The 21,391-nt window shown below is 65.3% G+C and carries 20 protein-coding genes; 9 read left to right on the top strand and 11 right to left on the bottom strand.

The window, feature by feature from the left end; translation table 11 throughout:
• The first annotated feature begins 147 nt into the window (after nt 1-147).
• Nucleotides 148-1,398, top strand: a complete 1,251-nt coding sequence (gene ftsW, locus C8D78_RS16520) for a putative lipid II flippase FtsW (protein WP_120954962.1) — start codon at nt 148-150, stop codon at nt 1,396-1,398.
• Nucleotides 1,399-1,471: 73 nt separating this feature from the next.
• On the opposite strand, the gene C8D78_RS16515 is transcribed toward ftsW, so the two are convergent.
• Both C8D78_RS16515 and C8D78_RS16510 read right to left on the bottom strand, forming a co-directional pair.
• Nucleotides 1,472-1,888 (bottom strand): hypothetical protein, encoded by a 417-nt coding sequence (locus C8D78_RS16515; RefSeq protein WP_244208447.1) that lies wholly within the window; start codon nt 1,886-1,888, stop codon nt 1,472-1,474.
• Nucleotides 1,889-2,075: 187 nt separating this feature from the next.
• The gene (locus C8D78_RS16510) at nt 2,076-3,617 is read right to left on the bottom strand and encodes an LCP family protein (RefSeq protein WP_425266714.1); all 1,542 of its coding nucleotides are present in this window, start codon (nt 3,615-3,617) and stop codon (nt 2,076-2,078) included.
• A 210-nt stretch (nt 3,618-3,827) separates the two neighbouring features.
• Between C8D78_RS16510 and C8D78_RS16505 the strand changes: the two genes are divergently transcribed.
• The 5 genes from C8D78_RS16505 to C8D78_RS16485 all read left to right on the top strand — a co-directional run bounded on the left by C8D78_RS16505 (nt 3,828) and on the right by C8D78_RS16485 (nt 8,264).
• The gene (locus tag C8D78_RS16505; protein ID WP_120954960.1) at nt 3,828-4,484 is read left to right on the top strand and encodes a DUF1345 domain-containing protein; all 657 of its coding nucleotides are present in this window, start codon (nt 3,828-3,830) and stop codon (nt 4,482-4,484) included.
• A gap of 141 nt (nt 4,485-4,625) precedes the next feature.
• Nucleotides 4,626-4,991 (top strand): twin-arginine translocase TatA/TatE family subunit, encoded by a 366-nt coding sequence (locus C8D78_RS16500; protein ID WP_244208446.1) that lies wholly within the window; start codon nt 4,626-4,628, stop codon nt 4,989-4,991.
• A 220-nt stretch (nt 4,992-5,211) separates the two neighbouring features.
• Nucleotides 5,212-5,781, top strand: a complete 570-nt coding sequence (locus C8D78_RS16495; protein ID WP_147429620.1) for a hypothetical protein — start codon at nt 5,212-5,214, stop codon at nt 5,779-5,781.
• Between the two features lie 207 nt (nt 5,782-5,988).
• The gene (locus tag C8D78_RS16490; protein WP_120954957.1) at nt 5,989-7,158 is read left to right on the top strand and encodes a CAP domain-containing protein; all 1,170 of its coding nucleotides are present in this window, start codon (nt 5,989-5,991) and stop codon (nt 7,156-7,158) included.
• Nucleotides 7,159-7,622: 464 nt separating this feature from the next.
• Nucleotides 7,623-8,264 (top strand): DedA family protein, encoded by a 642-nt coding sequence (locus tag C8D78_RS16485; RefSeq protein ID WP_120954956.1) that lies wholly within the window; start codon nt 7,623-7,625, stop codon nt 8,262-8,264.
• 381 nt (nt 8,265-8,645) lie between these two features.
• On the opposite strand, the gene C8D78_RS16480 is transcribed toward C8D78_RS16485, so the two are convergent.
• The 3 genes from C8D78_RS16480 to C8D78_RS16470 all read right to left on the bottom strand — a co-directional run bounded on the left by C8D78_RS16480 (nt 8,646) and on the right by C8D78_RS16470 (nt 11,914).
• The gene (locus tag C8D78_RS16480; protein ID WP_167467934.1) at nt 8,646-9,839 is read right to left on the bottom strand and encodes an MFS transporter; all 1,194 of its coding nucleotides are present in this window, start codon (nt 9,837-9,839) and stop codon (nt 8,646-8,648) included.
• Between the two features lie 235 nt (nt 9,840-10,074).
• Nucleotides 10,075-10,938 (bottom strand): SDR family oxidoreductase, encoded by an 864-nt coding sequence (locus C8D78_RS16475; RefSeq protein ID WP_120954954.1) that lies wholly within the window; start codon nt 10,936-10,938, stop codon nt 10,075-10,077.
• Entirely contained in the window at nt 10,931-11,914 is a 984-nt protein-coding gene (locus C8D78_RS16470; RefSeq protein ID WP_244208445.1) for a helix-turn-helix transcriptional regulator, read from the bottom strand. The genes C8D78_RS16475 and C8D78_RS16470 overlap by 8 nt, the downstream gene beginning before the upstream one ends.
• 409 nt (nt 11,915-12,323) lie before the next feature.
• Here C8D78_RS16470 and C8D78_RS16465 point away from each other — a divergent pair, with 409 nt between their 5' ends.
• The 3 genes from C8D78_RS16465 (at nt 12,324) to C8D78_RS16455 (ending at nt 15,280) form a co-directional block, all read left to right on the top strand.
• The gene (locus C8D78_RS16465) at nt 12,324-12,626 is read left to right on the top strand and encodes a hypothetical protein (protein WP_120954952.1); all 303 of its coding nucleotides are present in this window, start codon (nt 12,324-12,326) and stop codon (nt 12,624-12,626) included.
• Entirely contained in the window at nt 12,601-14,067 is a 1,467-nt protein-coding gene (gene cls, locus C8D78_RS16460; protein ID WP_120954951.1) for a cardiolipin synthase, read from the top strand. Before C8D78_RS16465 ends, cls begins: the two co-directional genes overlap by 26 nt.
• A 73-nt stretch (nt 14,068-14,140) precedes the next feature.
• Nucleotides 14,141-15,280, top strand: a complete 1,140-nt coding sequence (locus C8D78_RS16455) for an aminopeptidase P family protein (RefSeq protein WP_120954950.1) — start codon at nt 14,141-14,143, stop codon at nt 15,278-15,280.
• A 270-nt stretch (nt 15,281-15,550) separates the two neighbouring features.
• Here the strand turns inward: C8D78_RS16455 and C8D78_RS16450 are convergent, their stop codons facing one another.
• The 6 genes from C8D78_RS16450 to C8D78_RS16425 all read right to left on the bottom strand — a co-directional run bounded on the left by C8D78_RS16450 (nt 15,551) and on the right by C8D78_RS16425 (nt 21,359).
• Nucleotides 15,551-16,897: a dipeptidase gene (locus C8D78_RS16450; RefSeq protein WP_120954949.1), complete on the bottom strand. Its 1,347-nt coding sequence runs from the start codon at nt 16,895-16,897 to the stop codon at nt 15,551-15,553.
• Nucleotides 16,898-16,900: 3 nt separating this feature from the next.
• A complete protein-coding gene (locus tag C8D78_RS16445; protein WP_120954948.1) occupies nt 16,901-17,347 on the bottom strand; it encodes a hypothetical protein in 447 nt (148 codons plus the stop codon).
• Nucleotides 17,344-18,786 carry a glutamate/gamma-aminobutyrate antiporter GadC gene (gene gadC, locus C8D78_RS16440; protein WP_120954947.1) on the bottom strand — a complete coding sequence of 481 codons (1,443 nt, stop codon included), beginning with the start codon at nt 18,784-18,786 and terminating at the stop codon, nt 17,344-17,346. Before gadC ends, C8D78_RS16445 begins: the two co-directional genes overlap by 4 nt.
• 191 nt (nt 18,787-18,977) lie before the next feature.
• Nucleotides 18,978-20,237 (bottom strand): APC family permease, encoded by a 1,260-nt coding sequence (locus C8D78_RS16435; RefSeq protein WP_120955061.1) that lies wholly within the window; start codon nt 20,235-20,237, stop codon nt 18,978-18,980.
• A gap of 257 nt (nt 20,238-20,494) precedes the next feature.
• Nucleotides 20,495-20,791 carry a hypothetical protein gene (locus tag C8D78_RS16430; protein WP_120954946.1) on the bottom strand — a complete coding sequence of 99 codons (297 nt, stop codon included), beginning with the start codon at nt 20,789-20,791 and terminating at the stop codon, nt 20,495-20,497.
• 181 nt (nt 20,792-20,972) lie between these two features.
• Nucleotides 20,973-21,359: a VOC family protein gene (locus C8D78_RS16425; RefSeq protein WP_120955060.1), complete on the bottom strand. Its 387-nt coding sequence runs from the start codon at nt 21,357-21,359 to the stop codon at nt 20,973-20,975.
• Nucleotides 21,360-21,391 lie beyond the last annotated feature (32 nt).

Here is a 21,391-nt window from a genome sequence, read left to right as displayed (position 1 = left end):
TCAACCGGGGACGTCCCTGCGATACGGGCGGGACACGCTCTTGGTCGGCCGTCGCGAAGGGCCGAGGCCGTATCGTTTCTAGGTGCCAATAGTCCGCATCACGGACGGGGCCGGCACCAGCGACCGACGGAAGCACCGGAGTAGAAGATGACGACCGCAACACAGAAACCGCCGCCTCACCCGACCCTGCCGGGGCGTTCCTCCGGCCGCTTCAGAACGTGGCTGGCGGGTGAATCCGCGGACCGCCAGCGGCCGGTGATCCTGGCTGTGGTGCTCACGCTGGCCGCGATCGGTCTGGTCGAGGTCGCCTCAGCATCGTCGGTCGAGTCCATTGCATCGGGGGCCAACCCCTATGACCTGCCGCTCAAGCAGGGTATGTGGACGCTCGCCGGTGTCATCATCATGCTGGGCCTTGCCCGCCTACCTGTCCGGTATATCCGGAAGCTGGCATGGCCCATGCTTATTGCCGCCCTGATGGCTTTAGTGCTGGTCTTCACGCCGCTGGGCATGACGGTCAATGGCAACAGGAACTGGCTTAACATCGGCGGATTCACGGCTCAGCCCTCCGAATTCGCCAAACTCGCGCTCATCGTCTGGGCAGCAACCGTGCTATCCAGAAAGCAGAAACTGCTGAGCCAGTGGAAGCACGCGGTCATTCCCTTGCTGCCCGCAGGCGCCCTCATCATGGCCCTGGTGGCTCTGGGCCACGACCTGGGCACCACGATGATCATCATGCTCATCGCCGCCGCCACTCTTTTCTACGGCGGCGTTTCCATGAGAGTCATCGGAGCCGCCGCGGCGGCTTCCGCCGTCGCGGCACTGGTCCTCGCCGCAACCAGCGGGAACCGCATGGGTCGGATCTCCTCCTGGCTCGGCGCGGGGTCCACGGAAGACTCCCAAGGACTCGGCTATCAGGCCCTGAACGGCCAATACGCGCTGGCCTCGGGCGGCTGGTTCGGGACAGGGCTGGGGCAAAGCCGGGAGAAATGGAACTGGATCCCCGAGGCCCACAATGACTTCATCTTCACGATCCTGGGCGAGGAACTCGGCCTTGCCGGCACCCTGCTCGTCCTCGGGCTGTTCACTGTACTGGCCGTCGCCGTGTTCAAGACGATCACCCGGACCCGGGACATGTTCGCCCGCGTCCTGTCCTGCAGCGTCATCACCTGGATCATCGGACAGGCCGTGATCAACATCGCGATGGTCAGCGGGCTGCTCCCGGTCATCGGCGTGCCGCTGCCGTTCATCTCCTACGGGGGCTCGGCCATGGTCTCCTCGTTGGCAGGCATCGGCATGATCCTGTCCGTCACGCGCCGTGACCAGCAACCCGAAGACCCCCGGGTGCCCCGCGGCACGACGCCGCAGCCGTCTTCTCCGCAGCCGGGGCGGATCTCCTAAGGCCCGAGCCGCACCCGGCGACCAGGCACAACGAGAACCGGCTGAACTCTCCGCCTGGGCATCAGAACCCTGCCTAGAATCGGGCGATCCGTGCGGAGACGACTGTATCTTCGCTCAGATGGTAGGACGCGCAGATCCGGTGGTATCCGTCGGCGATCCGCGCCGTCGTCCCGTTCTTGGTGCTGCCGCGAATGACCAGGCATGGCGAGAGCGCCGTACCGGCCCTGACCCGGGCGAGTTCTTTGACGACGTCCGGGTCATCGGCGGGCAGCAGCGGCAGGGCCGCTGCGCGCAGAAGGTCTTTGGCCTTGAACGTTACGGTCGGCGCCTCTTCGAGTGCCTTGACTACCCTGGACACAGCTTTGGGGCCGGCGATCAGGGACAGGTAGGAGGCCGCGGCCGGATAATCATGGTGCTGCGGTTCCTTCAGCCACGTTACCGTCGGTTTGAGTGCGCCTTGTGACTTGGATGGGCCGCTTGTCTTGGCCATCGTCCCTTCCTTTCTCAACCGCGTGAGGTGAGGAGGCATGCGCCGCCGATCCAGCCATCCTACGCCTGCTCCAAACCAGGACACGGACGACCACTGTATCCAAGCCGCGCCCGTGGCCACCATTGTTGTGGCCGTACCGGATTCCCCCGGGTGCCGGCCAAGTCGGCCTGACATGGGTGCGAGGACTCTAGCCTCCCGGGTTGGCTGTTTGGCACGTTTGGTCGTTGGCAGTCTGGGCTACTACACCGCCGGCGGCCCGGGCGGGCGGTGCTGGTTTTGCGCCGGTGGTGAAGTCTTCCCCGGCATAGAGTTGGACGCCCTGGACACCGGCGTCCTGCTGGACGCTGGCAGCCGGAAGCCCGAACATCGAGGCAACGTCGGCAGCGACATCGGCGAAGCCGGGGCCGTAGTAGACCATGGTCTGAGCCCGGGGCTGCGCCTGGATCAGAGCGAGTTTGGTGAAGCCGGCCCCGGTCATGAGTGCGCCGATCTCGTTGCCTCTGCCGGGCACGTTAGTGCCGTCGGCGACGGTGACGGGCTGGAGTGATTTGTCATAGTCCGGCGTGGCGGCCACCGCTGTGGGCGCGTCAGTGGACGGGGCCGCCGGGTCGGTGGCGGGAGACGGCTGGCTGAGGTCGGCGCTGCGCTGGAGCCTGGCGAACAAGTTGCCGGCCGCCGGTTCGTCGAGGCCTAGCCGGTTGGGATCCGACGCAGCAGGCACGGTCGGAACGGTGATGAAGTTGACCTTGGCTGGGTCGATGTTCTTGAGCCGGTCGGCCAGGGTAAGCATCGTCGGAACCGAGGCGAGGCCTCCATCGACCGTCAGGTTCTTGGTCACCGTGTCGGCGATGGCCAATACTTTCTGAGGGTTGCCCAGCGTCCCGTCGGCCTTGAGCTTTCGGGTGAGGGAGGCCAAGAAAGACTGTTGGGCCTTGATTCGGCCCAAGTCTCCGCCGTCGGCGAAGGCGTGGCGGGTCCGGAGGAAGGCCAGGGCCTGATCACCCTGGACCTGGGAGGTCCCTTTGGGGAGGCGGAGTCCGGATTCGGGGTCGACGACGGCGGCACTGACGCAAACGTCGACGCCGCCGACGGTGTTGGAGAGTTCCTTCACAGCGTTGAAGTCAGCCATCATGAAGTGGTCCACTTCCATGCCGGTGAGCCTGTTTACGGTGTCCACGGCACAGCCGATCCCGGCGTCGGCCATGGCGCTGTTGATCATCACGTTTTGCCGCGGGTCGTGTTGCTGGTGCGTGGCGGCGTCCTTGCAGGCAGGGACGTCGACCAGGAGATCTCGCGGGAAGCTGATGACGTTGACATGGTTGTTGTCGGCGGAGATATCAAGCAGCATCATCACATCGGACTGCCCATACCCCGAGGACTGGTCCGGGGTGCCGTATTGTCCGTTCTTCCCGCTCCTGGTGTCACTGCCCAGGACGAGGATCTGGAGGCGGTCCTTGCTGTCGTCGACCGGCCCTTCGGTCCGGGGTCCGCCGGCCCCGAGGGCAGATGTGGTGATGTTCGTTTGGAGGCGCCAGACCCAGTAGCCGCCGAAAGCCAGGCAGCCCAGCAGCAGCGCAGCGACGGTGATCCCGGTGATCTTCACCCAGCGGGGCCGCTGCCGGCGTCGCTGGCGTTGGGGGATGTGGGCGCTGTCGACTAGGGTGCCCTGGCCAGGGTAGGAAACGGGCGCGCCGGATTCCGGGCGGGTTTTATCGTGACGACCAAGCAATGCTGCTACCTCTCCGCGGACCTTCGGACCCGCCCATGATACGGACAGCTGCTGGGAGCCCCAGCCGAGGCCTCCGTGCTGAGCCCCGGCCCGCATAAGACGTGCGTCGGACATCGCGGATATCCCGGGCTGTCTGGGACTTCGCTGAGAGCGGCCGCGACACACCTCGCGGGGACAGATCGCACTGGGCCACAATGCCATGATCGTGCGATGAGCATTTCTACTTTCAGCGCCCCCGTCTACCGTTCCGGCGTGCGGCTGGCCGCAATGGTCGTTGTCGGGTTGGGCGTCGCGCTTGCCGTCGGGAATTTCGGGTCCTGGGCCTATGCCCCTGCCTTGGGATGGGCGGCCGCATCGCTGACTTACCTGATCTGGGTGTGGTCCGTGATCGGACGCCTGGACGCCACCGGCACTGCCGCCCACGCCCGTGCACGCGGGGAGGACCCGGGCCGCGTCATCTCGGACGTCTTGGTGCTGGCGGCCACGGCAGCGAGCTTCGGCGGTGTCGCTTTGATCCTGTTGGAGGCAGGTTCCGTTCAAGGCGGTCTCAAGGCGGCCATCATTGCCATGGCTCTGGGCAGCATCACACTCTCCTGGCTCTTGGTGCAGACGCTCTTCACACTCCGGTACGCCACCATCTACTACCGGGAAAACGACGGAGTGGACTTCAACGAAAAGAAACCGCCCCGCTACGCAGACTTCGCCTACCTCGCCTTCACCATCGGCATGACCTTCCAGGTCTCGGACACCGACCTCACCACCGACGCCATCCGGTACACAGCCCTCCGCCAGGCGCTGCTCTCCTACGTCCTCGGCGCCATCGTCCTGGCCACCGTCATCAACCTCGTCTCCGGCCTCATCCACTGACCCAAGCCTGTAACCGCCGGAACCGGACAATCGCGGCCGCGGCTAAGGTTCCGACGTGTCCCACCCGGCCCGGTTGAAGGTCCGTGCCGGGCCGGCCTCATGGGAAGCTTGGACGGCCGTACGATGGGTTTATGCTTCGGTATGGATGCTGAAAAATTCTTCATCCTGCTTCTTATCGGCGTTTTCGTCCTGGGGCCGGAGCGGATTCCCGGGTACGCCGCGCAGCTGGGGCGGATCGTGAAGGAAGTCCGGCGGATGGCCGCCGGCGCCCAGGAACAACTCCGGGAGGAACTCGGCCCGGACTTCGATAGCCTGAACTGGAACAAACTGGATCCGCGGCAGTATGATCACCGCCGGATCATCCTGGACGCCCTCAACGAGGACGCCGCCGGGCCGGACTCGGGCACTCCCGTGACGAAACCGGTGACCCTCTCGGCCCCGGCGCCACGGTTGGTCGAGCACCTCGCGCCCGGACAGCTGGCACCATTCGATTCCGAAGCGACATGAATCAGCGCCTATTCCCGGGCCACACCCGGCTCCTCTGACACGTGACGTTTCCTCCGCGGGGCATCCGGCTGCGGCCGAGCCCGGGGGAGTAGCTCCTTGCCTCAAATAAGATCAACGGACCGCCCGTCGACCCGCGGCCGTTTTACGGATGCTCCCGCCGGCGGGCGTCTCCGAACCGCAGCCGCCGTTCCGTCACCAATCCCTAGGGGACTCGTCGTTCATGTTTAGCAGCCCGGTTATCGTTATTGTCCTGGTCAGTGTTTTTTCCGTGCTCATGCTTATCAGCGCCGTCCGGGTGGTCAGGGCGCGGTCATGGGCCGCCCGGCTGAACGACCTGCTGATTGGGCTGGCGGGCGGGGTGTTGGCGTTGGCGGTTCTCAGCGGGTTCCGGGGCCGGGTTGGCGTTTTTCCTGCGGTGCCGCTGCTGGCTCTGGCGGGGGCCTGGTTCCTGTTCCGGGCCGCCTTCCGGGGCCGGCGGATATTCCGGGGAACGGACCGGGGCCGTGCAGCGGCCCTGTATTCGGCTGTGCTGATCGGTATTGGGACCTGGTCCGTGGTTTCAGGGTCCCGCGCCGGGGGCGCAGGGCAGGACCATCCTGGCCAAGAACTGGGTGGCATCATTGTCCACCTGACAGGCGCCATCGCCCTGGTCCTGGCCGGCGCAGGGTGGTTGCTGGCGACCTTCGCAACCCCGGCCGAAACTGGCATGACGCCCGTTTCCCGGACCCGCGGTCTCCAGGAAGCCCTCCTTGCAGTCGGCCTGGCCGTCTTCTTTTACGCTGCTTCCTAGGTTCGGGCCGCACTTCCGGGGCCGGCCGGGGCGTCACGCCTGACCGGATCACCCCGGTGGAGTCGCTTCCGCCCGGCATAACACCGCTCAGCCGACGGTCAGTGGTTGTCTTGTCTGGCTCGAGTAGCATGGGGGCGGACCCGACCGGACGGGAACCGTCCTGAGGCGGACCGGAGGGCCGTTCACATAACAGAAAACCAAGGTCTCATGTTCATACGTCTCGGGCGGCGCGTGTCCGCCGCCGTCACTGTGGTTGCCCTCTGCTTTTTCTCGTCGCCCGCGGGTGCGGCCAACGCCTCCACCTACAACGATCCCTATGCCAAACAAGTAGTGGATCTGATGAACTCACAGCGTGCGGCGGCAGGGCTGCCCGCTCTTCGGTGGAATCAGGCCGTTTCAAACATCTCCCAGGACTGGTCAAACCATCTTGCTACCGCCACCAACAGCCCGGCCTTCAGCTTCGCAACGATTCACCGGCCGGACGCGGGCGCCAACGAGATACCGGCCGGCGCGGACTGGTACCGCGAAATCATCGGGTTCAATTTCGCCCCTGCCGATGTCGTTGACTGGTGGGCCGGCTCTTCGGCCCACCGGGATGCAATGCTCTCCGGGTGTGCCACGGACGTAGGCATCGGCTACACCGTTCCCACGAGCGGGCCCTACGCCGGGTTCCATCTGGTGGTCTCCAACCTGGCCGGATATCCGGACCCGGGAGCAGTTCCGGTGCGAAACGGCGCGATTCTCTCTGTCTGGGTGGCGCAGGGATGTGCCGCAGGGCGCTTGGGGGCGCCGGTTGCGCTGGAGGGTCCTGCGGCCAACGGAGGGGTTTCCCAGAGCTTCCAGCACGGCACAGTGTATTGGTCGCCTACGTCCGGTGCCCACACGGTCTGGGGCGGCATACGGGGGGAGTGGGGGAGTCAGGGCTTTGAGGCCGGCCGGATGGGTTACCCCACCTCCGATGAGATCCCCGCGGCCAACGGCGGGGTCTACCAGAACTTCATGTACGGGACGATCTATTGGTCGCCCGCGACAGGTGCGCACACGGTCTGGGGCGGCATACGGGGGGAGTGGGGGAGTCAGGGCTTTGAGGCCGGCCGGATGGGTTACCCCACCACCGATGAGATCCCTGCGGCCAACGGCGGAATTCGCCAGGCCTTCCAGTATGGGGCTCTTTACTGGTCGCCAGCCTCCGGCGCGCACATTTCATGGGGCGGCATTCGTGCCGCCTGGGGCGCCCAGGGTTATGAAGCCGGACCCCTCGGGTACCCCGTAACGGACGAATACACCCTCGGCCCTGGCATTGTCGGCCAGGACTACCAGGGAGGCCGCATAACTTGGTCCGCCGCAACCGGCACCAAGGTGACGCTGCGAAGCTAACGGCCGCGGGCGTGAACCCCGAAGTACCGACCGACACAGATGAGTCTTGCGAGGTGATAGGCGCCGGCCGCGAAATTGGCGTAGTAGGCCTTAGGAAAAGTAGCTGCGAGTACGGATTGGGGCCACGCCGCGCTGGTCCAGTCCGACTCGGGCTTGGCGCACGACCCGGCCACTAACCTTGGCGTCCTCATCCAACGGTAGCCAGTTGTGTCGATGCACGCGCGACCGGCAGACAATGCTGTCTCCAGCCCCGGCTCTGGCCTGGAGCGGACCGCCGGGCGGCGCTCGTGTATTGACCGGACCAGCATTGTTGGCGGTATTTCATCGAATACCTACGTATTATGTGGTCACGGCTTTGAATGGATGTGGGACGTGGAGCTTAGGGAGCGGTCCGGGAATTACGCCTTTGGGTATGGGTTATTAGTGCACCTGAATCGTGCCCTCAGCCGCGGGGGGTGTGTCTGGTGAACGGGTTCGTCGACAGGATTCTGAGTGTCGATCCGGTCCTGGCACTGGTGTTGGTGGGTCTGCTCGTTTTCGCCGAGGACGCCTTGTTTGTCGGGTTCGTCATCCCGGGCGAAACGGCAGCGGTCCTGGGCGGCGTGGTGGCCAGCCGTGGTCATGTGGAACTCTGGGTAGTGGTGGTTCTGGTGGTGCTGGCCGCCATTGTCGGCGACACGGTCGGCTACGAAGTGGGCAAACACTTCGGTCCGCGGGTCTTGAACATGAAAGTCTTGGAAAAGCGCCGTGGCCGGCTGGAACAGGCGCAGGAATTTCTGCGTAACAGGGGAGGATCGGCGGTGTTCCTGGGCCGGTTTACCGCGTTTTTTAGGGCAGTCATGCCGGCGCTGGCCGGCACCTCGCGGATGCACTATCCCAGGTTCTTGTTCTTTAACGCCGCCGGCGGCCTGGTCTGGGGCACGGGGTTCGTCCTGCTTGGGTTTTTGGCCGGTAATTCCTACGATGCCGTCGCCCGGACGGCCGGTCGAGACCTCACCGCGCTCGTGTTGGGAGTCGCGGTCGTCGGGTTGATCATCTGGCGGGTACGCAAAGCACGCCGTGAAGCCCGTGCGTTGACCGGTTCCGCGCCGGAGGCGGACCAATGACCGTCGGCGGGCACTGTTTCGCTCTCTTGTTATCCGGCTTCCACCCCCAACCCGGCCCTTAGGATCCTGCGGAGGAGGGCCTCTGTGAGCCCCCGCGGTTGTTCAGCAGGCGTCTCACTTTCGCCTTATTGGCCGGCTCGACCTCCCGGGCCGGGACAGATGCTGGCTGGGCCCCACGATCACCTGCGCATCCAGGACAGGGTCGATGATTCCAAGCGGAGCCCGACATGATCATGTTGACGCAGTTTCCGCTATCAGCGAGCTCTTAAAGCGATCGAAGGTGCCGAGGCAGGGCTTGGTCGGAATCCATTGGGTCAGCGAATTCGGGGTAGGTTTTTGATCGCGCGGCCGACTAGTAGTCGAGGGCCCACGGCCCGGGGATTAGGACGCGGCTGCCAGGGGATGGTGGGGCAGGAAGCGGCGGAGGCTCATGCGTAAGGCCACGGATCCTGCGGCAAAGACGGCTCCGATCAGGGGGACCCAGGTGACCCCGAGAATGTCGACGGTGAGCCCGCCAAGGGCTGCGCCCAGGGCGATGCCGAGCTGGATGGCGACGACGGAGATGCTGGTGACGGTGTCGGGGGCCTCATGGCCAACGACGAGGACGACCTGCTGATCGAACACCGCCGCGGCGGAGTAGCCGATCCCCCAGATCCCCAGGAGGGCCACTGCCGTTGCCAGGTTGAGGGGCAGCACGCTCAGGCCCAGGAGGCCCGAAACCAGGAACATGGGTGCGGCCAGCAGTCCCACGAACAGGGCCCGCCGGGGCACGCGCCCGGCCAGGCCCACGCCGAGCAGGCCGGTGATGCCCAGAACGGCAAGGGCCGCGCCGACCATTTCCCCGAGTCCGGCGTGCTCCAGGAATGGGGCGATGTAGGTGAGCACAGCGAAGTGGGCCAGCAACATGACGGCCCAGCCGCCGATGATCAGTCCCACGCCGGGCAGGCGGATGGCCCGGGCAACGGAGAGCGGCCGCCGGCTGTCGGGGCTCACCATGGGGATGGTGAGGAAGGCAAGAACTGCCAGCAGGAGGCTCACTCCGGCCAGAATCAGGAACGCGGAGCGCCAGCCCAAGGCCTGGCCCAGCAGGGTTCCCAGCGGGGCTCCCGCCGCCAGCCCCAGGCTTGTGCCGGCAAAGACGATCGCCATGGCGCGGGGCGCCCGCGCGGGGCTGGAGATCCGGCCGACCATGGGGGCGATGGTTGCCCACAGCAGCCCGTGGGCCACCCCTGCCAGCACGCGCCCGGTGACAGCGACGGGCAGGGTGGGGCTGAGGGCGACGAGGACATTGGCGGCCGCAAAGATGCACAGTATCGCTGCGAACAGCAGCCGCCGCGGGACGCCGATTGTGAGGCTCGTGAGGGGAAGAACCGTAAGGACGATAGCGGCGGCGTAGGCCGACGTCAGGGCACCGGCCGCAGAGATGCCGGTGCCGAGGTCGGCGGCCATTCCGGTCAGCAGCCCCGAGGGGAGCAGCTCGGTGGTGACGCTGATGAAGCCGCACAGGCTGAGCACGATGAGGGGCAGCAGGGAGGAACGGCCGGTCGTCGGGCCGGCGGCAGTGGTGATCACCATGGGCTGGATCCAATCAGTTGCTGGGGCGGTGATGTGCCGGGCGCGTCGTTGCAGGCGCCGGGGCGGGGCATTGATCCCGGCGGGGTGCGCGCAGGTTGGCGGCCAAGGACGGCCGTCGGGTCTCCTCATAAACGATGGGCCGTTTTTGGGCAGCCGGATTTCGTTGGAGTCCGGTGCGTTGGGTGGGTTGTGGACGACGGCGGGAGGTTCCCGCCGTCGTCCGGTTGCGTAGGTGTCAGGCGTCCTGGTGGGCGAGGTTGCTGGAGAGTTCGCGGTGGGCGATGGCCTGGTTCTGGAGGTCTTTGGCCCGGGTCTCGAAGACTCCGACGGCGTCGGCGCCAGCGGCGAAGCGCAGCGGCGGTTCGTCCAGTTCGGCGAGTTGGATCAGGGCGTTGGCGAGCTTGGCGGGGTCCCCGCCCTGTTGCCCGTTCATACTTTGCCAGGCGGCGACGGTCTGCCGGGTGCGTTCGGCGTAGTCTTCAATCGTGGAATCCGCGTAGCGGGTGGATTCCGGGGTGAGCAGTTCGGTGCGGAAGAACCCGGGCTCCACGATCATGGTCCGGATCCCGAACGGGGCGATTTCCGGGGCCAGGGATTCCGCCCAGCCCTCGATACCGAACTTCGACGCGGCGTAGGCGGTCAGGAACTCCCCGCCTGCGATGCCGGCGGTGGAGGAGACCGTGACCACCAAGCCGGAGCGCTGGGCCCGCAACACCGGCAGCGCCGCGCGGGTGACGTTCATCGGCCCGAACATGGTGGTCTCGATCTGCGCCCGGAAGTCCTGGGGGGTGATTTCCTCGAAGAACCCGGCGTAGAAGTTGCCGGCGTTGTTGACGAGGACATCGATCCGGCCGAACCGGTCGACGGCGGCCTGCACGGCCGCTTCAGCGGCAGCGGGGTCGGTGACGTCGAGCTTCACGGCCAGCAGGTTCTCGCTCGCGCCGACGGCCCGGGTGAGCTTTTCGGGGTTGCGGCCGGTGGCGACGACAGCATGTCCGGCGGACAGGGCGGCCTTGGCGATGTCGGTGCCCATGCCGCGGCCGGCGCCGGTGATGAACCAGACCTTCTTGGCGGTGACGTTTTCATTCTGTTCAGTCATGTGTTGGTTCTGTCTTTCTTGAATTGCGGGCCCCGGGCTGCTCGTGGGAGCGCGTTTCGGGGACGGAGGATCCACCGGCAGGACCGCCGGTGGTGGAAGTTGCGGGCGGCGATGCCGCCCAACTGGCGAGGAACGCCAGCGCGTTCGCGGACGCGGAGTCCGGCTCCGCGGTGAAGGTGAACAGGGTCTGGCCCTCATCGCCGGGAAGGTGAAGCGTCTCGAACTGCAGGGACAAGTCCCCGGCCACGGGGTGGTGGAAGCGCTTGGTCCCTGTGGTGTGGATCCGCACGTCGTGTCCTGCCCACAGCGCGGCGAACAGCCCGCTGCGCGTGGTCAGTTCCCCGACCAGCTCGTTCAGTTCCCGGTCGTGCGGATTCCTGCCCGATTCCGAGCGCAGCATCGCGACCGTGGTGGCAGCGATAGCCGGCCAATCGGGGTAGAAGTCCCCGGCGCCCGGATCCAGGAAGAGGTACCGTGCCTGGTTCGGCAGCCTGCCCGGAATGCTCTGCCCGGACGCTCCGGCGAAGTTGAACACCGGCCCGTACAGCCCCCGTGCCAGGAGGTTGGCGGCCAGCACGTCCGAACGGCCGTTCTGCACCAGGGCCACCACGCCGGTCATGCCGTCCAGCAGACGCAGCACCCCGGGACGGACCCGCTGCTGCGCCGGCCGGCGCGGAGTGCGGCGCGACGGCGCGTTCGCCGTCCGCGCCAGATCCATCAGGTGGGTCCGCTCCGCCTCGTCCAGCTGAAGGGCAGAAGCCACCGCCTCCAGGACCGAGTCCGAGACGCCGCGGATGCTGCCGCGTTCCAGCCGCGTGTAGTAGTCCGTGCTCACGCCGGCGAGCTGTGCCACTTCCTCACGGCGCAGGCCCGGCACACGGCGCAACTCCCCGTAGCTGGGGATCCCGGCCTGCCCCGGGCTGATCTTCGCGCGGCGCGAGATCAGGAACTCACGGATGTCGTTGTTTCTGTCCACGGCCTCCACGCTACGCAGCCAACGCGGCCGGTGGCAGTGTCTGTCAGACACCCCCACTGCCGCGGCCCGGCCCCTCGCGTGCCCAACCGCCCGCCGGGCCGACGAGCTCGGTTCCCTGCTCCCTGGCCTGCGCCAGGAACTGTTGCGCCAACTCTTGCTGATCCACTTCAGTCGCCACGTGATCCATGGTTCCGCTCATGATCAGTCCTCCCCGCCAGGCAACGCCCGGCGTGTCAGGCCAGCCCCGGATCCACCGTTATTCAGACACTCCCCATTTCAGGGATTTCACCCGAAGCGGATGAGGTCCATACCGGGCTTGACGCCAACAATGGTCGTACCCTCTACCGGTGGGGCTGGGGGATAGGCCGTCCTGGGAATGAGAACGCATGTTTGAGAGCAGGAAAGGCAAATGAGTTTCTGGGACGACTTTTGGGATTTCTTCCGGTGGTTCTTCCCGGCGTCTATATTATTTGCCTACCTGTTTGGTGTTTTTGCAATCATCGGTCAACTTTTTCGCGATCAAGGACTGAACGGCTGGTGGAAGGCGGTCTGGGTCCTATTCCTAAGCTTCCAGCCCGTCGTGACCCTGTCGAGGCTGGAACCCTCAGCGCTGAAGAATATGAAGCAATCAAGAACCGAGTGCTGGTTCGACGGCGTTCGCGGCATCGACACATGTTTAGGCAACAGTGCGCGGATTCTTCCAGGACGCTGAAACGTTCGCGTTGCTCCTGCTGGCGGCGCACATTTTAATCGTGGCCGTAGCGGCTGTCTTGGTGTCGGTGAATCGCCGTCCATCCTCCGCTATTGCCTGGGTGCTCGCCATAATTTTCATCCCGATTCTTGGTGCCGTCGCGTTTTTCTTTGTCGGTTACTCGAAACTGCCCAAGGCGCGCCGCGACAAACAGCGCGAAGTCAACAATCTGGTCCTGGCCCGGGCTGAGGGCAGCCCGCTGATTAGCCGCGGTCTTGACTGGCCGGAGTGGCTGCATTCGGCGGTGGTGTTGAACAGCAACCTTGGGGCGCTCCCTATGGTCGCGGGCAACAGTGCGACCCTGTTGGGCGACTACAACGGCACTTTCGATGCCATGATCGCTGAGATTGATGCGGCCACCAGTTATGTGCATGTGGAGTTTTACATCCTGGTGCTGGACGCAACGACGGCGCCGTATTTTCAAGCGTTGGCCCGGGCAAGATCACGCGGCGTTGACGTCCGGGTCCTGTCCGATCATCTCGCCGGCCTGAAGTTCCCGGGACGGAAAGAAACCCTGGCCTTCCTCCAGAAGATAGGGGCGGAATATCGCCCCATGCTGCCGGTGCGGCCGTGGCGTGGCGAATGGCAGCGGCCGGACCTGCGCAATCACCGGAAGATCCTCGTCGTCGATGGCCGCGTGGGATTCACCGGGTCCCAGAACGTCATCGACGCGAGCTACGACACCCCGGCAAACCTGAAGCGCGGGCTCCAGTGGCACGAGCTGATGATGCGCGTTGAGGGACCTGTTGTCCGGGAGCTGGATGCCGTCTTCGCGACGGACTGGTACAGCGAAGCGGGGGTGATACTGCCACTGGATTCAAGCCTCATGGGCGTCAGCGAACACTCCGCGCTTGTTGACGCACAGGTCCTGCCCAGCGGTCCCAGCTTCGACAACGACAACAATTTGAAGCTCTACGCCACACTTATTCACAAAGCTGAGCGTCGCGTCAGCATCACCAGCCCCTACTTTGTGCCGGACGAGTCCATCCTGATGGCTATTGTCACGGCAGCCGCGCGGGGGCTCAGCGTCGAACTTTTTGTTTCCGAGGTCGGAGACCAAAGCATGGTCTACCATGCGCAGCGTTCCTACTACGAGGCACTGCTCCGCGCCGGCGTCAGGATCTACCTATACCGGGCGCCCAAGGTGCTGCACTCCAAGCACTTCACCATCGACGAGGAGGTTGCGGTGATTGGGTCCAGCAACATGGATGTCCGTTCTTTCAGCCTCAACATGGAGGTCTCCGTACTTGTGCACGGCCGCGGTTTTGTCGAAGCAATTCGCGGGATCGAAGACGGGTACCGCGCAGAAAGCCGTGAGCTGCAGCTCGAGGACTGGATCCGGCGGCCCGTGGCCCAAAAAGTATTCGACAACCTGGCACGCCTGACCGCCTCCCTCCAATAACCGGAAACAACTCACCAGAGTCAGTCAACGGGATGGGTTGACCAGGGATGCCCCGCGCATGAAAATGCGAACCATGAGTGATCATCGCAGTCTTACCGAGCCGGCTCCGTTCACCGCAGATGACTTCGCCGCGCGGTTGCGGCGAGCTGCCCACGCCGCCCAGGATGCCGGGCTCGACGGTATCCTGGTTACTCCCGGACCGGACCTGCTGTACTTCACGGGGTATGCACCCGTGGCCATCACCGAACGCATCACCATGCTCGTGATCCCCGTCGACGCGGAGCCCGCCATGATCGTTCCGAGGCTCGAGAGGCCCGACGCGGAAGCGGCCGGCGGCGCCTCGATTCTGAGGATCACTGACTGGACCGACGGGAGCGACCCCTACACGGAATCTGCGACGCTGATGGCCGATGCCGGGCGTTATGCCGTCTCTGACTCGGCCTGGGCCATGCACCTCCTGGGGCTGCAGGATCGGCTGCCGAAGTCGGCCTACGTCTCGATGACGACCGCCCTGCCGATGCTCCGGGCGATTAAGGATGACGACGAGATCGAGCGGCTGGCGGCTGCCGGCGCGGCCGCAGACCAGGCGTATGAGGAGATCGTCAACGTGCGGTTCGCTGGGCGCAGCGAGACCGACGTCGGTTCTGATCTCGCGGACCTGCTTCGCCAATTCGGTCATTCGCAGGTGGACTTCACGGTCGTCGGTTCGGGTCCGAACGGCGCCAACCCTCACCACGAGATCGGCCCGCGGATCATCGAGGACGGCGACATGGTGGTGCTTGACTTCGGCGGCCTTAAACACGGATACGGATCAGACACGACGCGGACGGTGCACGTCGGCGAACCCACCCCCGAGGAACGCGAGGTTCATGACGTCGTCAGACGCGCACAGCAGGCCGGGTTCGAGGCTGTGCGGCCCGGCGTCGAGTGCCAGGAGATCGATCGTGTGTCCCGGGCGGTGATCACTGAAGCCGGCTACGGCGACTACTTCATTCACCGTGTCGGTCACGGAATCGGACTGACGACTCACGAGCCGCCGTACATGGTCGAGGGCGAAACCCAGATCCTCCACCCCGGCATGTGCTTCTCGATCGAACCCGGAATCTACCTGCCGGGCAGGTTCGGTGTGCGGATCGAGGACATTGTGACGGTCGTTCCCGACGGCGGACGGCGACTCAATCAGACCTCGCACGAGATGCGAATCGTCCACTAGTTAGCCGACGTGGTCCACGACCTGGCATGGACCGGAACGAGATCGCTCTTGGGAGTCCTCAGGAGCGGTCTCGCATTGGCCAGGCTCAGCGCTAGGCAGAACCCATGCACCATCGATCCCGCCGGCAGGCGCGACGTGGTCGATGCTGCCGGCTGGGTTGTTCCAATCCGGCCATTTAGGCATGGAAGTCCGCGGCGGTCACACGGCGTGGCTGGTTTATGCGAGTCTGATCAGCGCGGCGGTGGTGGTCCACCGGGACGGGCGGCGCGGCTAGCCGGACACGGTTGCGTAGTGCTGGAGGAAGAGGGCCAGGGACTCGGCCAGGGCGCTGATTTCGCCCGGATCGACGCTCTCGTTCGGTGCGTGGATGAGCGCGAGTGGTTCCTCGACGCCCAGCAGGATGATCTCCGCGTCCGGGTACGTGTCAGCGAACACGTTGCAAAGCGGGATCGACCCGCCTTGCCCCAGGGTTGTCATCGGCCGTCCGTAGGCCTCGGACATCGCTGCGCTCATGGCTTCAAACGCCGGACCGCCGACTGCTGCTTCGAAAGGTGACCCGATAGCCTCCAGGTCCACGGTGACGCGGACTTTCCAAGGTGCGGCGGCGTTGAGATGGTTGACCAACGCCCTGTGGGCGTCTGCGGCCGCCATGCCGGGCGGGACGCGCAGGTTAAGGCGAGCGGACGCGCGCGGCACGATAGCCGCCGTCGAACCTGTCACCGGCGGGCAGTCGATGCCGAGCACGGTGAGCGCCGGACGTGCCCAGAGCATGTCGGACACGCTGCCGTCGCCCAGAAGCGCGACTCCCTCGAGCACTCCGGCATCGGATCGGAACTGTTCGGGCGGATAGGGCGCGCCGGTCCAGGTCTGGGTGTTGTCCAGCCCGGTGATTGTGGTGTTGCCTTGTTGGTCGCGCAGTGATGCCAGCATCGAGATCAACGCGGCGAGCGCATCTGGGGCTGCACCGCCGAACATGCCGGAGTGGAGTTCCGATGCCATGGCCTCTACGCTCACGACAACGTTGACCATCCCACGCAGGGTCACGGTCGCCGCGGGGTGTCCCACGGCGGCATTGCCGGTGTCGCAGACCAGGATGGTGTCGGCACGGAGCAGCCCGGGGTGGCTCGCCACGAATGCCTCGAGGCCGCCTGTGCCCTGTTCCTCCGAGCCTTCGACTACCAGCTTCAGGTTCACGGGCACGTCGTTGCCGAGCGCTCTCAATGCGAGCAGATGGGCGAGGATGTTGCCCTTGCAGTCGGCGGCGCCGCGTCCGTACCAGCGGCCGTCTACCTCGGTGAGTTCGAAGGGCGGCGTGCGCCATGCGGCATCATCGAGGGGTGGCTGCACGTCGTAGTGCGCGTAGAGGAGCACCGTGGGCGCATCCGGATCCGGGCCAGGTCGCGAGCCGACCACCGCGTCGGAGCCGTCCGGCGTCCGTTCGAGGTGGACATCTGAAAACCCGAGCCCGGCAAATTTATCGAGCACCCACTGCGCCGCTCTGGCGCATTCCTCAGTGGGAAACTGCCGGGGGTCTGCCACCGACCGGATGGCCACGAACTCGGCCAGCTCCTCCCGTGCCGGACGCATCAGATCGGTGATGCGGGCGCGCAGGTCCACGGCTCACGCACCACCCGTCTGGTATGTCTTGAGGTTGCCGATGAACTGCTGGAACTCAGCGAGCTGGTCCGGGCAGTAGACCTTGATAATCGCGAGTTCGCCTACCGCAACCTTGGCGTTCGCGATCACCGGCCTGTTCCCCGGCCCGGGTGTCCCGTTCGTCAACTGGCTCAGGAAGGTGGCCCGGCTCAGCGCGTTGTTCGGGTTCGCGCAGACCGCGCCGCCGTCGTCGCCAAGCACCCGGGCTATCTGCTCGCGCGAGGGGGCCGTCCCACCGGCTGCATTGATCGTCGCTATCAGTTGGTCGGCCTTCGCCAGCGACTGCTGCGTCTCCCTCGCCTGCCTGAATGTCAGCAGCGCGACAACGGCGAACACCACGAGCAAGACCATGGCAACGATGTAGATGAACGAGCGGCTGCGCTTGGTTGAGGACTCAGTCTGCGTGCTCATGACTTCGGGACCTCCGTCTGCGTTTGTTGGTCGGGCAGCTTCCAGGAGGGCTTGCGGAACCTATAGAAGAGGAACGGCACGAGCAGGCCGAGCCCCAGTGCGCCGCCGCCGACGATCAGGAAATAGACGAGCGGATCGCCGTTGCCGAACTGCGACGGCGGGACGAACCCGACAAGGAGGGCGGCCAGGGAGGCGGCGAATCCGACGCCGCACAGCGTCACCAGCATCGGCGCCCGGAAGCCACGCGGGTGCTCCGGGTCGTTGCGGCGGAGCCGGACCGCGGCCACGAACATCAGCAGGTACATGATCAGGTAAACCTGGGTGGTGATCACCGAGAAGATCCAGTACGTGCTCGAGACATCCGGGATGAGCGCGTAGCCGAGCGCGATCACGGTGGTGACGAGCCCCTGGACGACCAGGAGGTTCTGCTGGATGCCGTTCTTATTCAGCTTTTGCAGGAACGGCGGGAGGTAGCCTTCCTCACGCGAGATCAGCAGCAGGCCCTTGGACGGACCGGCCAGCCACGTCAGCATGCCGCCGAGGGAGGCAGCAACCAGCATGATGCCGAGGATCGGCGTGAGGCCCTGCATGTTGAAGGACGCGAGCACCGCGTCGAAGGCCTGCATGACACCCGCTGTGAGGGAGAGCTCGTCGGCCGGGACGATCCAGCTGATCGCCAGCGCCGGCAGGATGAAGATCAGCAGCACGAGTCCCATGGCCAGGAACATCGACTTCGGGTACTCCTTGGCCGGATTCTTCAGCGAGGACACGTGCACCGCATTCATCTCCATGCCGCTGTAGGACAGGAAGTTGTTCACGATCAGCACAAGGCTGGCCAGCCCGGCCCATTCGGGCAAGAAGTTGGCCGCGGTCATCGGAGCCGCCGACGGATTACCCTGGCCGAGGAAGACCACACCCAGGATGACGAGCAGGGCGCCCGGGATCAAGGTGCCGATGATCAGGCCACCGCTGGCCAGGCCCGCCACACCCTTCGTGCCGCGGGACGAGACATAAACGCCGGCCCAATAGAACACCACGATCACCAAGGCCGTCCACACACCGTTGCTGGCCAGCGCCGGGTTGAAGACATAGGCGAGCGTGCTCGCGACGAACCCTAGCAGGGTTGGATAGTAGAAAATCGTCATTGCGAACTGGCACCACACCGCCAGAAAGCCCATCGGCTTGGAAATTCCCGACGCTACCCAGTTGTAGATGCCGCCCTTCCACCCGGACGCCAGCTCGGCGGACACGAGGGAGGTGGGCAGCAGGAAGACAATCGCGGGAACCACGTAGAGGAAGACTGAAGCGAGGCCATAGACGGCCATGGTCGGGGCCGCGCGGAGGCTGGCCACCGAACTTGTGGTCATCAGCGCCAGGGCCACCCAGGAGATCCATACGGCCGGAGGCGCCTTCGGCCGGGTCACTGCCTGCTCGCTCACGGGCGCCACATCCCGGGGTGCCCCATGGTCTGCGCCACGGGCCAAGCGGAACTAAACCGCCTGGGGTGAATAATCGACGGTTTGAACATGCCCCTGCCCCCTTCACACACAGTGCTCGGTGCCTACAGATTGGACCTCAGAAATCGCCGGGACTAGTCCCCATCTCCTCTTTACGCCAAGTCGCCGGGGTGCTACTTTGCGCGGCTTCGCGTGCGTTTCCACAGCAGATCGGTGATCAGGGCCAGGGCCAGGATGACCACCAGCGCTGCCGCGGTAGCGGGTTCGTTGACGAGCGTGGTTGTGCAGAACACCACGAACGTCCCCAGCGTCGCGATCAGGGCAATGATCAGCACGAACAGCAGGGCGCCGGTCTCCCGGTACACCTTGAAGTGGGCCAGGGTGACGGCCGAGAAAATGAGCAGTGCAACCGCACTTCCAAGCGACGCAATGCTGTTCAAGTTGAACAGCACCACCATCCCCGCCGCGAGGCCGGCCATGACCAGCAGCCCGACCGGCACCTGCCGGCGCCCGAGGGAACGGCCGAACACCGGCGGAAACTGGCCCACCGACGCCAGGTGCCGGGTCATCCCCACGGAGGGATAGAGGCTGGCGTTCACCGCCCCGGAAGTAGAGAGCAGTGCGGTGATCACCATAAGCACGTACCCAAATTGGCCCAGTGTGGGTTTGGCGGCCTCGGCCAGCGCCGTGGCGCCGTAAGCGACGACCTGGTCGGCGGTCAGGGTCCCGAAGACGCCCAGCGAAACCGCAACGTACACCGTGGTGGCGATCGCCAGCGCCAGGTACATTGCGCGGGGCAGTTGACGGGACGGGTCAGGCAGATCCTTCGCGGTGAAGGTGATGACGCCGAACCCGAGGAAGGCAAAGAACGTCAACGCCACGCTCGCGACGATCTCTCGAACCCCGGGGTAGCCAGCGGGGTCCAGGAGCGTCGGGTTCCAGTTCACGATCGTGACTATCGCGAACAGGGACAGGATGGCGAGCACCACCTTCACGATCAGGGACTGGACCTTTGCCACCGCCGTGGAACCGACAGCGTTCAGGAAGGTCATGACAGCGATGAGCGCGACGGCGAACACCTTGGCCCAGCCGGGGTCGCGACCGGTCAGCACCGCGCTGGCGTACCCGCCAAAGGACGACGCCACCATTGCCCCGACGATCGCGCCGGTCACATAGAACAGCCAGGAAACGATCCCGGTGACGTGCCCCTCTCCGAACCCGCGGGCCAGGTAGGCGAGCATGCCCCCGCCGGAAGGGTACGTGGCGCCCAACTTCGCGAACGAGTAGCCCTGAAGACCTGCGATGCCGCCGGCGACCAGAAATGACACCCATACAGCGGATCCGGCAACGGCGCCAGCCGCTCCGAGTAGCGCGAAGATTCCCGCGCCAACCATCGAACCTACCCCGATGAAGGCCGCTTGAATGACGGTCATCTGCTTCTTCGGCACCGCAATCGACACGGCGCACCTCCCCGTCGTCGGACCTCCACAGGCGGCCTCGCGAGTGGCCTCGCTTGGAGGCTACCACTGCGCCTCCGGTCTGCGGAACGGTCAATGGGCTGGCCGCAGCGCCGGAGGCACGGATCACCTTCCCGGGACGCGCCACGAGTGAACAGCGGTTGCGGCTCCCACCTTCGACCCCGAGGAGTTCCTGGACTGAAGTGGCCAGCGTTGCCCTGCAATGCCGGGCTTCAGGGCCCGTTCCCGGCGGTGTAGTAATTGTGCACGTCGTGGAAGGTCAGCTTGGGAGGCCCCGCGAAACCGGCCTGTCGGCTGAGGGGCATAATCTTTTCCTGAGCGAAGGCATCGAACTGCTCGCGGCTCTCCCAGACATCGGTCACTTGCAGCCCCTTGTCCGTCATCGTGGCCCAATGGGAAATGGATCCGACAGGGCCCGGTCCACCCGGAGTGAGTCCCATTAGCCTGTTGATCTCGTCGTACTGCTCAAGAGTCGTTCCGTCGAACTCCAAGATGACTGCAACCGCCATGACATGCTCCCCGCGGGCGTGCAGGCTCGCAAAGGACGGCCTGCGAACGGATGAATACGCCCCTGTCTACGCCTGGCTCGCCAGGTACGTCAACAGGTCGAACATACGCAGCGATGCGGACCGGCGGCGCTCCGTGCCGTGCCGTCGCTACGGAGCGCTGGGCCTCAACATACCTGGGACCTCATGCGGCGCCGGATCCGTACGGGCGTGTGATCGCCTCGAGGAGATGCCCGTCGGGATCCGCGAAGTAGACGCCACGTCCGCCGTCGTTGTGGTTGATCTGCTGCGGGCGGGACCGCCCCGGGTCTGCCCAGTAGGGGATGCCCTGGCCCTGGATCCTTGCGAAGATGCCGTCGAATTCCTCCTCGCTGACCAGGAAGGCGTAGTGCTGCGGGGAGATGGGCCGGTCCGTCGTGGCGAAATCGAGGGCCACTCCGTGGTCGAGGGGCACGGTCATGAAAGACCACATGGCTTGGGGTTTCGGTAGTCCGAGCACGTGGGCGAGGAACTCCGCCGAACGGCGCTTGTCCTTTGCGTAGACGATGGTGTGGTTGAAAGTGACGGTCATTGTGACCTCCTCGGGTGTTTTGTCTGCGGCCG

The sequence above is a fragment of the Arthrobacter oryzae genome, from assembly GCF_003634095.1.
Lineage (GTDB): Bacteria > Actinomycetota > Actinomycetes > Actinomycetales > Micrococcaceae > Arthrobacter > Arthrobacter oryzae.
The sequence above is the reverse complement of the archived record's forward strand: the minus strand, read 5'-3'. Positions and strand labels throughout refer to the sequence as shown.